10 protein-coding genes are annotated in these 11,293 nt (G+C 63.7%); 5 read left to right on the plus strand and 5 right to left on the minus strand.

What is annotated here, in order from left to right; all coding sequences use genetic code 11:
- Positions 1-122 precede the first annotated feature (122 nt).
- Positions 123-1,040 (minus strand): pseudouridine-5'-phosphate glycosidase, encoded by a 918-nt coding sequence (locus FJ443_RS30945; protein ID WP_140656069.1) that lies wholly within the window; start codon positions 1,038-1,040, stop codon positions 123-125.
- Positions 1,041-1,086: 46 nt separating this feature from the next.
- The gene (locus tag FJ443_RS30950; RefSeq protein WP_140560979.1) at positions 1,087-2,031 is read right to left on the minus strand and encodes a carbohydrate kinase family protein; all 945 of its coding nucleotides are present in this window, start codon (positions 2,029-2,031) and stop codon (positions 1,087-1,089) included.
- 282 nt (positions 2,032-2,313) lie between these two features.
- Here FJ443_RS30950 and recA point away from each other — a divergent pair, with 282 nt between their 5' ends.
- Together recA and alaS are read left to right on the plus strand one after the other, a co-directional pair.
- Entirely contained in the window at positions 2,314-3,411 is a 1,098-nt protein-coding gene (recA, locus tag FJ443_RS30955; protein WP_010909075.1) for a recombinase RecA, read from the plus strand.
- 303 nt (positions 3,412-3,714) lie between these two features.
- Positions 3,715-6,381 carry an alanine--tRNA ligase gene (gene alaS, locus FJ443_RS30960; protein WP_140666933.1) on the plus strand — a complete coding sequence of 889 codons (2,667 nt, stop codon included), beginning with the start codon at positions 3,715-3,717 and terminating at the stop codon, positions 6,379-6,381.
- A 150-nt stretch (positions 6,382-6,531) separates the two neighbouring features.
- On the opposite strand, the gene FJ443_RS30965 is transcribed toward alaS, so the two are convergent.
- Together FJ443_RS30965 and FJ443_RS30970 are read right to left on the minus strand one after the other, a co-directional pair.
- Positions 6,532-7,158 (minus strand): glutathione S-transferase N-terminal domain-containing protein, encoded by a 627-nt coding sequence (locus FJ443_RS30965; RefSeq protein WP_140666935.1) that lies wholly within the window; start codon positions 7,156-7,158, stop codon positions 6,532-6,534.
- An 86-nt stretch (positions 7,159-7,244) separates the two neighbouring features.
- The gene (locus FJ443_RS30970; RefSeq protein ID WP_140493857.1) at positions 7,245-8,456 is read right to left on the minus strand and encodes an NADP-dependent isocitrate dehydrogenase; all 1,212 of its coding nucleotides are present in this window, start codon (positions 8,454-8,456) and stop codon (positions 7,245-7,247) included.
- A gap of 213 nt (positions 8,457-8,669) precedes the next feature.
- On the opposite strand from FJ443_RS30970, the gene FJ443_RS30975 reads away from it, so the two are divergent.
- Genes FJ443_RS30975 through FJ443_RS30985 form a run of 3 tightly spaced genes read left to right on the plus strand, consistent with a single transcriptional unit; the run spans position 8,670 to position 10,619 of the window.
- Entirely contained in the window at positions 8,670-9,593 is a 924-nt protein-coding gene (locus tag FJ443_RS30975; protein WP_140493855.1) for an RNA methyltransferase, read from the plus strand.
- The gene (gene murI, locus FJ443_RS30980; protein WP_140558550.1) at positions 9,586-10,374 is read left to right on the plus strand and encodes a glutamate racemase; all 789 of its coding nucleotides are present in this window, start codon (positions 9,586-9,588) and stop codon (positions 10,372-10,374) included. Before FJ443_RS30975 ends, murI begins: the two co-directional genes overlap by 8 nt.
- Before the next feature lie 59 nt (positions 10,375-10,433).
- The gene (locus tag FJ443_RS30985; protein WP_140493851.1) at positions 10,434-10,619 is read left to right on the plus strand and encodes a DUF3008 family protein; all 186 of its coding nucleotides are present in this window, start codon (positions 10,434-10,436) and stop codon (positions 10,617-10,619) included.
- Between the two features lie 168 nt (positions 10,620-10,787).
- Here FJ443_RS30985 and FJ443_RS30990 read toward each other — a convergent pair whose 3' ends face one another.
- On the minus strand, positions 10,788-10,994 hold the full coding sequence (locus FJ443_RS30990; protein WP_140518326.1) for a hypothetical protein: 207 nt from the start codon (positions 10,992-10,994) through the stop codon (positions 10,788-10,790).
- Positions 10,995-11,293 lie beyond the last annotated feature (299 nt).

Raw genomic sequence — 11,293 nt, forward strand, 5'->3', positions numbered from 1 at the left:
GTCCTGCTGGACGTCTCCGAAAAGTGCAGACTTTTCGGAGACGTCCAGCAGGACAGAGGAGGGCGTGACGGAACTCGGTGGTCGCGAGTAGCCGTGGTGCCGCCGCTCGTATTTCCGGCGTCCTACAGCGCCCCGGCAATTCGCGCTGCCAGCCGAGCATTGTTTTCGACCAGCGCGATGTTGGTCTTCAGGCTCCGGCCGCCGGTGAGTTCGAGGATTTTGGAGAGCAGGAACGGCGTCACCGCCTTGCCGGTAACGTTGAGCGCCTCGGCGGCCTTCTGGGCGGCCTCGATGTAGCCGGCCATCTCGCCGGCCGGGATTTCGTGATCCTCCGGCACCGGATTGGCGATCAGCATGCCGCCGCTCAGGCCCAGCGCCTGTCGCGTCTTGTAAAAATGCGCGATCTCTTCCGGCGCGTGCAAGGTCAGCGGCGCGCGGAACGGCGACTGCCGCGACCAGAAGGCCGGCATGGTCTCGCAGCCATGGCCGATCACGGGCACGCCGCGGGTCTCCAGCACCTCCAGCGTCTTTTCGATGTCGAGGATGGCCTTGGCCCCAGCCGAGACGACGATGACGGGCGTGCGCGCCAGCTCATCGAGGTCGGCGGAAATGTCGAAGCTTTTTTCGGCGCCCTTGTGCACGCCGCCGATGCCGCCGGTGGCGAACACCTTTATCCCAACCATATGCGCGGCGATCATTGTGGCGGCAACCGTGGTGCCGCCGGTGCGCCCTTGCGCGACGGCGAAGCCGAGATCGGCGCGCGAGAGCTTCATGGCGTCGCCGGTCATGGCGAGCGATTCGCGTTCTCCGTCGGAGAGGCCGATCTTGATGCGGCCCGCCACCACGGCGATCGTCGCCGGCACCGCGCCGCCGTCCGCAATGATCCTTTCCACGTCGGCCGCCATGGCGCCATTGTCGGGGTAGGGCATGCCGTGGGTTATGATGGTGCTTTCCAGCGCCACCACGGGCTTCCCGGCCGACAGGGCCTGCGCCACCGGCGCGTGGACATCGATGAAGGGGCGGGCGGTGTCTGGGGTCATCTTGATCTCCAATCCGAAGTGCGGCGCATCCTTTCGGATGCCGGTCTCATGCCATTTCCTGCTCTTCGGGCACAAGAGCCAGCGCTTGCGCGAAAGTCGCCGTGGTGAAATCGGGAACGGCGCCCGCGCTTTCAATAGCCAGCGTCGCGGCGGCGACGCCCTCGCGCAACGCCGCGCGCAAGGGCATGCCGCGCAGCAGGGCGGCGACCGTCGCGCCGGCAAGCGCATCGCCGGCGCCGGTGACGTCCACGACCTTTCTTGGAGGGGGCGGGACGACGGCAAAGCTGCCGTCGCGGTCGAAGCCCAGCACCGGGCCGCCGCCCGCCGTGACCACCGCGCTGTCGAGGCCGGCGCTTCTCAGCCCGTCGAGGATAGTTTTTTGAGAGGCGGCATCGTCAAGTCCGGCAAGCGCCACCGCCTCGCGCCTGTTCATGAAGGCGACGGCCAGGCCGCCGAGCACCGGTGTCAAGCGCACGACCTTGGCCGGTGAAATGGCAATGGCGAACACGGGCTTGCCGGCGGCAAGCGACACCAGCCGCTCCAGAGCCGCCGATGGCAGGTTGGCGTCGCACAGGACGGCATCGGCGGCGGCGATCTCCTCCCGCACCCTGGAGCGGCGGATCTGCTTTGCAAATGCCAGCTCATAAAGCGCCATGTCGGCAAAGCCGACGAGCAGTTCGCCCTCGCGGTCGATCAGCGCCGTATAGCTCGGCGTCGTGCGGTCGAGGAACACCGCGGACAGGTCGGCAATGCCTGCTTCGGCGATGGCGCGCGAAACCGTGTCGGCGGCGGCATCGCCGCCGCGCACCGACAGCAACGAGCCCGAGACGCCTCGCCGCACCGTGCTGCGCAATGCGTTGAAGACGCCGCCGCCAACGTCCTCGCGCATCGTGCCCGGGTTGGAGGCAGCCGGCACGTAAGCGCCGGACACCTGGCCGCGCCTGTCGATATGGGCGCCGCCCACCGCCAGGACTCTTGGAGATCTCACCATGCGCCGATATGACCTTTGTTGGCGGTCACGCACAAGCGCCATGCTGTGCGACGGAGCTTCGCAGGCAACAACCAGCGATTCGTGAGATCGGCACGGCGAACCAGCCTGGCCCAATATTCGGACCATGTTGGAGCCGAATCGTGAGACAAAAAAAGAACAAATCAGGATGTTGCTTATTTTTCAGATGCTTGATCCCTCTTGCCAAATGAGAACAAAAAAGGTACAAATAACCAAGGATTACGGATTGTCCGGCCTTCATTGACGACTACGGGGTGATGTATCATGGCTCAGAACAGCTTGCGGCTTGTAGAGGATAAGGCAGTGGACAAATCAAAGGCTCTGGATGCGGCGCTGTCGCAAATCGAGCGGGCTTTCGGCAAGGGCTCGATCATGCGGCTCGGCGCGAACGAGCAGGTCGTCGAGATCGAAACCGTGCCAACCGGCTCGCTCGGCCTCGACATCGCGCTTGGCGTCGGCGGCCTGCCGCGCGGCCGCATCATCGAGATCTACGGGCCGGAAAGCTCGGGTAAGACGACGCTGGCGCTGCACACGGTGGCGGAAGCCCAGAAGAAGGGCGGCATCTGCGCCTTCGTCGATGCCGAGCATGCGCTCGATCCGGTCTATGCCCGCAAGCTCGGCGTCGATCTCGAAAACCTCCTGATCTCGCAGCCTGACACTGGCGAGCAGGCGCTTGAGATCTGCGATACGCTGGTGCGCTCCGGCGCCATCGATGTGCTGGTGGTCGATTCGGTCGCGGCGCTGACGCCGCGCGCCGAAATCGAGGGCGAGATGGGCGATTCGCTGCCCGGCCTGCAGGCCCGCCTGATGAGCCAGGCGCTGCGCAAGCTGACCGCCTCGATCTCGCGCTCCAACACCATGGTCATCTTCATCAACCAGATCCGCATGAAGATCGGCGTCATGTTCGGCTCGCCCGAAACCACCACCGGCGGCAATGCGCTGAAATTCTACGCCTCGGTGCGTCTCGATATCCGCCGCATCGGGTCGGTCAAGGACCGCGACGAGGTCGTCGGCAACCAGACCCGCGTCAAGGTGGTCAAGAACAAGCTGGCGCCGCCCTTCAAGGTGGTCGAGTTCGACATCATGTACGGCGAAGGCGTGTCGAAGACCGGCGAGCTGGTCGATCTCGGCGTCAAGGCGGGCGTGGTCGAGAAATCGGGCGCCTGGTTCTCCTACAATTCGCAGCGTCTCGGCCAGGGCCGCGAGAACGCGAAGCTGTTCCTGCGCGACAATCCCGATACGGCGCGCGAGATCGAACTTGCGCTCAGGCAGAACGCCGGACTGATCGCCGAAAAATTCCTCGAGAATGGCGGCTCCGAAGGTGGCGATGATGGCTTCGAGGATGAAGCCGGCGCGATGTAAGCGCTCGTCGGCACGATCTAGCGTTCGCTGGCGCGATCTAGCGTTCGGTTTGCGGCCCGAGTTCGGCCATAATCCCGGTTCATCAATTTGAGCTTATGTAATCGAGTTCTGTAGTATTGCGTTTCGAACCGCCGGCCCCGTGCCGGCGGTTTGCGTTTTGAGCGGCTGGCGAACCGCGAATTGGCCAGCTTGCGTGTTTCTGGACAGGGTGCCAAGCGGCGGCTAAAAGGCCAGCTCCATCTTCTAAAGCAGAGCCCATTTTCCGCCGGTCCGGCCGGCGGCTCTCTCGAAAAGGCAGCATTCATGAGTGGCGTGAACGAGATCCGGTCGACATTTCTCGACTATTTCCGCAAGGAGGGTCACGAGGTCGTGGCGTCGAGCCCGCTTGTGCCGCGCAACGATCCGACGCTGATGTTCACCAATGCCGGCATGGTGCAGTTCAAGAACGTCTTCACCGGCCTGGAGAAGCGGCCCTATTCGCGTGCCACGACCGCCCAGAAAAGCGTTCGCGCCGGCGGCAAGCACAACGACCTCGACAATGTCGGCTACACCGCGCGCCACCTGACCTTCTTCGAGATGCTCGGCAATTTCTCCTTCGGCGACTATTTCAAGGAGCGCGCCATCGAGTTAGCCTGGAACCTCATTACCAGGGAGTTCGGGCTTAAGAAGGACAAGCTGCTCGTCACCGTCTACCACACCGACGACGAGGCGGCCGGCTTCTGGAAGAAGATCGCCGGCTTTTCCGATGATCGCATCATCCGCATCCCGACCTCCGACAATTTCTGGGCGATGGGCGACACCGGGCCATGCGGGCCATGCTCGGAAATCTTCATCGACCGTGGCGAGCACATCTGGGGCGGCCCGCCCGGCACCCCGGAGGAGGATGGCGACCGGTTCCTGGAATTCTGGAACCTGGTGTTCATGCAGTACGAGCAGGTGACGAAGGACGAGCGGATCGACCTGCCGCGCCCGTCGATCGACACCGGCATGGGCCTGGAGCGCATGGCCTCCATCCTGCAAGGCGTGGAAAGCGTCTTTGAGACCGATCTGTTTCGGCACTTGATCGATGCGGCGTCGTCCGCGCTCGGTCGCGGTCCCGACGCCGAGACCGTCGCATCCTATCGCGTCATAGCCGATCACCTGCGCTCGTCGTCGTTCCTGGTCGCAGACGGCGTGCTGCCATCGAATGAAGGCCGCGGCTATGTGCTGCGCCGCATCATGCGCCGCGCCATGCGCCATGCACAGCTGCTCGGTGCGAACGAGCCGCTGGTGTGGAAGCTGGTGCCGGCGCTGGTTCGCGAGATGGGTCAGGCCTATCCGGAACTGGTGCGCGGCGAACAGCTGATCACCGAGACGCTGAAGCTTGAGGAGACCAGGTTCCGCAAGACACTGGTGCGTGGCCTCGGTTTGCTGTCGGAGGCGACGGAAAAGCTCGGCGCCGGCGACATGCTGGACGGCGAGACGGCCTTCAAGCTTTACGACACCTATGGCTTCCCGCTCGACCTGACGCAGGATGCGCTGCGCCAGCGCAACATCTCGGTCGATCTTGCCGGCTTCACCAATGCGATGGAGCAGCAGAAGGCCGAGGCGCGTAAGCACTGGGCAGGTTCCGGCGAGGCGGCGACGGAAGCGGTCTGGTTCCCGGTGCGCGAAAAAGCCGGTGCCACCGAATTCCTCGGCTACGAGACCGAGCAGGCGGAAGGCATCATCCAGGCGGTTGTCCGCGACGGCAAGACCGTCGACAGCGCCGGCAAGGGCGAAGCGGTAGCCGTGGTCGTCAACCAGACGCCGTTCTATGCCGAATCCGGCGGCCAGATGGGCGACACCGGAACCATTTCAGGCGAAGGCTTCTCGATCGAGATTTCCGATACGCAGAAGAAGGCCGACGGGCTGTTCGTGCATCTCGGCAAGGTGGTCAGCGGCACTGCCAGGACGGGTGCCGCCGTCGAGCTGAAGGTTGACCATGCGAGGCGCTCCAGGCTGCGCGCGAACCATTCCGCGACGCATCTGATCCATGAGGCGCTGCGCGAGGTGCTGGGCACCCATGTGGCACAGAAGGGCTCGCTGGTCGCGCCCGAGCGCCTGCGCTTCGACATCTCGCACAACAAGCCCATCTCGCCCTCGGAACTCGAGGAGGTCGAGCGCATGGCCAATGAGATCGTGGTGCAGAACAGCCCGGTGATCACGCGCCTGATGTCGGTCGACGATGCCATTGCCGAAGGCGCCATGGCGCTGTTCGGCGAGAAATACGGCGATGAGGTGCGCGTCGTGTCTATGGGCACGGGCCTACATGGCGCCAAGGCCAATCGCCCCTATTCGGTCGAGCTTTGCGGCGGCACGCATGTCAGGGCAACCGGTGACATCGGCCTGGTGCGCGTCGTGTCCGACAGCGCCGTCGCCGCAGGCGTGCGCCGCATCGAGGCGCTGACGGGCGAGGCCGCGCGCAAGCATCTCGACGAACAGGACCGGCGCCTGAAGGCGGCCGCGGCAACACTGAAAATCTCGCCGGCCGACGTGCCGGCGCGTGTTGAAGCCCTGCTCGAAGAGCGCAAGAAGCTCGAGAAGGAGCTCACCGAAGCGCGCAAGAAGCTGGCGCTGGGCGGCGGGTCGCCCGCTGACGCGCCGGCCGCCAACGAGACCGTCGCGGGCGTCGGCTTCCTCGGCAAGTCGGTTTCCGGTGTCTCGCCGAAGGATCTGAAGCCGCTCGCCGATGCCGGCAAAAGCTCGCTCGGCTCCGGCGTGGTCGTGTTTGTCGGTGCGGGCGAGGACAACAAGGCGAGCGTCGTGGTCGCTGTCACCGATGATCTCGTCGGCCGCTTCAGCGCCGTCGACCTGGTGCGCGTCGCCTCCGCGGTACTCGGCGGGCAGGGCGGCGGCGGCCGGCCCGACATGGCGCAGGCCGGTGGCCCCGATGCCTCGAAGGCCGACGACGCGATTGCTGCGGTGAGGGCGGCGCTGGAGGCGGCGTGATTCATTGCAGAATTGGGGGGCAACGCTCCAGGCCGGTTGCTTCCCTTCGAGGTCGCGCGGCCCCTCATGATGGGCGGCGCGACATCAATGATCGGTTATCCGCGAAATCGTTGACCTGAATCGAATATCGCTGCGCTGCGCTGTCGCAGATCAGCCGGCCTTTTCAGTCCTGGCAAAGCTTGTCTGTTTAGCAATACAATCCCACCAGTCCTGTATGTCGGCAAAGCGAGCCAGCAGTTTGCGCCCTTCCGCCACCCTGACGAAATAGCCGATGATCGGTGCCGCATGCAGGTCGGCGAGCGTCAGTTGATTGCCGGGCAACCACGGCCCCGGGGATCTCAATGATGAGAGCACCTGAAGGACCGCTCCTGCTTGTCGTAATCCGCTGACAATCAGCGCTTCGTCAGGCGACGCCTTCTCCAGCCGCTCCACGGCGACGTCCCAGACCATGGCCCGATAGCCATAAGCGTCGAGCATGCCGATGATCTGGTTCATCCGCGCGCGGCCGCGCGGATCGTTCGGCTGCAAGGGCGGTCCGTCGAAAGCTTCATCGACATAGCGCGTGATCGCGCTGGCCTCGAACAGGCGAAAACCGTCATGCTCGAAGGCCGGGATGCGGCCGAACGGGTGGTGCTCGAAATACCAGCCGGGGATGCCCTCGGCGGCAAAGACATCGACCGGCACAAGCTCATAGTCGACGCCCTTCTCCTCCAGCGCCATGCGCGCTATGCGCACGTAAACGCTGTAGTCCGCGCCGTAGAGGACCGGTTTGGCCATGTTGCCAGTCCTTTGCTTTCGATTTCGTTGGCCCAAAAAAGCGAAGGCTCCTTCCGGAGCCTTCGGCGTGTTGAACCCGCGGGTGCCTACGCCATCGCCTTCTGCAAATTCTCGTCGATCTTGTCGAGAAATCCGGTGGTCGACAGCCAAGGCTGGTCGGGGCCGATCAGCAGCGACAGGTCCTTGGTCATGAAGCCGGATTCGACCGTCTGGATGCAGACCTTTTCCAGCGTTTCGGCAAAACGCTTCAATTCGGCATTGTCGTCGAGCTTGGCGCGGTGGGCCAGCCCTCGGGTCCAGGCGAAGATCGAGGCGATCGAATTGGTCGAGGTTTCCTCGCCCTTCTGGTGCTGGCGATAGTGGCGCGTCACGGTGCCGTGCGCGGCTTCCGCTTCCACCGTCTTGCCGTCCGGCGTCATCAGCACCGACGTCATCAGGCCGAGCGAGCCGAACCCCTGCGCCACCGTGTCGGACTGTACGTCGCCGTCATAGTTCTTGCAGGCCCAGACATAGCCACCCGACCATTTCAGGCTGGAGGCCACCATGTCGTCGATCAGGCGGTGCTCGTACCACAGCTTCTTGGACTTGAACTCGGCCTCGAACTCAGCCTCGTAGACCTCCTGGAAAATATCCTTGAAGCGGCCGTCATAGGCCTTGAGGATGGTGTTCTTGGTCGAGAGATAGACCGGGTAGTTGCGCAGCAGGCCGTAGTTCAGCGAAGCGCGGGCGAATTCGCGGATCGATTCGTCTAGGTTGTACATGGCCATGGCGACGCCGGCGCCGGGCGCGTCGAACACGTCGTGCTCGATCACCTGGCCATCCTCGCCGACGAACTTGATCGTCAGCTTGCCCTTGCCGGGAAAACGGAAATCGGTGGCGCGGTACTGGTCGCCATAGGCGTGGCGGCCGACGATGATCGGCTTGGTCCAGCCGGGCACCAGCCGCGGCACGTTCTTCATGATGATCGGCTCGCGGAAGATGGTGCCGCCGAGAATGTTGCGGATGGTGCCGTTCGGCGACTTCCACATCTTCTTCAGCTTGAATTCCTCGACGCGCTGCTCGTCGGGCGTGATGGTCGCGCATTTCACGCCGACGCCGTATTTTTTGATGGCGTTGGCCGAATCGACGGTCACCTGGTCGTTGGTGGCGTCGCGATGCTCGATGCCGAGGTCGTAATATTCAAGCTTGAGGTCGAGATAAGGGTGGATCAGCTTGTCCTTGATGAACTGCCAGATGATGCGGGTCATCTCGTCGCCGTCGAGTTCGACGACCGGGTTCGCCACCTTGATCTTCGCCATGGAAAGAATGCCTCGTTGCTGGGAAATGGGACGGCCTTGCCCGCGTGGCGTTCGGCCGGGGATGCGCCCCTATATCAAAGCGTTTTTGGCCGCGCAAACGACGATCGGTCACGAAAGCGAAGCGATCGCCCCGCCATTTGCGAATGGTTCATTTTCGCGGCCGAATATGGCAGGGGACGCTGAAATGCCGCAAACAGCAGTTCATTGACAATCATGCCCGTCACCAAAGATTCCGATACCGCTTCAGTCGCCAGCCCCGCCATCATCCTCGTGGAGCCGCAGCTCGGCGAGAATATCGGCATGGTTGCGCGCGCCATGGCCAATTTCGGCCTGGTCGAACTTCGCCTCGTCAACCCGCGCGACGGCTGGCCGAACGAGAAGGCGCGGGCGGCGGCCAGCCGCGCCGACCATGTCATCGACGCCGTCAAGGTTTTCGACGATCTCGCCACGGCGATGGCCGACCTGAATTTCGTTTTCGCGACCACCGCAAGGCAACGCGACGGCTTCAAGCCCGTGCGCGGGCCGGTCGAGGCGGGCAGGGTGCTCCGGGCTCGCCATGGCATGGGTCAGCGAACCGGCATCCTGTTCGGCCGCGAGCGTTTCGGCCTCTATAATGACGAAGTTGGCCTCGCCGACGAGATCGTCACTTTTCCGGTCGATCCCGATTTTTCCTCGCTCAACATCGCCCAGGCCGCGCTTCTCATGTCCTACGAGTGGATGAAATCCGGCCTCGAGGACGAGACCAAGACCAACTTTACGGGTCCGGACATGAAGCCGGCCAGCAAGGAAGAACTGCACGGCCTGTTCGCCTATCTCGAAGGCGCACTCGAAGCGCGCGGCTATTTCCGGCCGGCGCCGAAGAAGCCGAAGATGGTTGACAATCTGCGCGCCGTATTGACCCGGGCGGGATTTGCCGAGCCGGAGCTCAAGGTGCTGCGCGGCATCATCTCGTCGCTGGACAGGTTCTCGCCGGCGATGCCGCGCGGCGACGGCTCTCCGGGAGATGATCCAAGGCGGCTTCCGGCAGCGGCGCGCGCCGGCGGTCCCGGCCGCAAGACCAATGCGGATCGTCAGGTGGCCGATGACGACGACAACGCCGCGCCGCCGCTCGGCGGCAAGGGAACCGACAATGACTGATCAGCCGATCCTGATGTTCGATTCCGGCATTGGCGGGCTGACTGTGCTGCGCGAGGCGCGCGTGCTGATGCCCGACCGCCGCTTCGTCTACATCGCCGACGACGCCGCCTTCCCCTTTGGCGCCTGGGAGGAACCGGCGCTGCGGATCCATATTCTCGACCTGTTCGGCAAATTGCTGGACCGGTTCTCCCCGGCCATCTCGGTCATCGCCTGCAACACCGCCTCGACGCTGGTGATCGACGCGTTGCGCGAGAGGTTTCCCGGCCATCCCTTTGTCGGCACCGTGCCTGCCATCAAGCCGGCGGCGGAGCGTACCCGCTCCGGCCTCGTCTCCGTGCTGGCGACGCCGGGCACGGTGAAACGGCAATACACGCGCGACCTGATCAGCAAATGGGCGCAGAAGTGCCATGTCCGGCTGGTCGGCAGCGACCGTCTGGCGGGGCTGGCCGAAGCCTATATGCGCGAAGGCTTCGTCGACGAGGAAGCCGTGCGCGCCGAGATCGCCCCATGTTTCATCGAGCGCGACGGCATGCGCACCGACATCGCCGTGCTCGCCTGTACGCACTATCCTTTTCTGGTCAACCGCATGCGCAAGACCGCACCCTGGCCGGTCGACTGGATCGATCCTGCCGAAGCGATCGCCCGGCGGGCGATGTCGCTGCTGTCGCCGGTCAATGGGCCGTTGCCGCATGGTGAGCCGGACATCGCGGTCTTCACGTCCGGCAAGGCGGATTTTGCCACCAGCCGTTTGATGCAGGGCTTTGGACTGACGGTCGCCTGATTTCCGGAACATTGGCGAGGCCGTTTCGTTTTCTCCCAGGCAATGAAGGGAGAAAAACCATGCCTGCCACCTCGAAAGCCCAGCAGAAGGCCGCCGGCGCCGCATTGTCGGCCAAGCGCGGCGAGACCAAGAAGAGCGAGCTCAAAGGCGCTTCCAAAGGGATGTACGAATCCATGAGCGAAAAGCAGCTCGAGGAATTCGCCGAAACCAAGCGCAAGGATCTGCCGGAGAAAAAGAAGCACTGAGGGAAGCGCTATTTGGCACGCCCTTTGTGGAGGGCTCGTCCAATGGCAAGAAATAGGCCCGCGACGGGGTCGCAGGCCTTGATGTTATTGTCTGGTCAATGGCCGACGTAATCAGCGCCAGTGGCGGCTGTTAGCGCCAGTGGCGGCTGTTAGCGCCAGTGGCAGCTGTTAGCGCCAGTGGCAGCGTCGCACTTTTTGGCGAATGACATGGCGGTGACCATGGCGCCAGACGACGCGCTTCTTGACCACGATCCGGCATACCTGATGAGGCCGGTGACCTTGCCAATGCCTTGCCATCGCCGGCTCCGGCGTGATGACGGCCATCGATCCGGCCAACACCGTCGCACCAGTCAGGCTTAGAAAGAACTTCTTCATCCGAATTCAGGCTCCTCTGCTCAAGTCCCTTCCTGGAGCGGTTCAGCTTCGGGGAATCGCCGCCCCGCTCCGATTTTTTACACAATCCCGGGTAGAAACCGCTAGCGCTTTCCGGGAATTGTTCCAATACCGCGGGCGCGACAACCTCCCGCCGGATGCGACACCGCATTGAACAACAACACTGAAAATCGTAGATGGTCGCGGGGCGGCGCCAGTTGGAACCTGTCGGTAGCTAATCAAGTTGTCCGGTTTGGTAGCACATGATCTGTCCGCTTCTGTTTTGGCGTCGAAGCGGTTCA

Origin of the sequence: Mesorhizobium sp. B2-6-1 (assembly GCF_006440475.1) — a bacterium.
GTDB lineage: Bacteria > Pseudomonadota > Alphaproteobacteria > Rhizobiales > Rhizobiaceae > Mesorhizobium.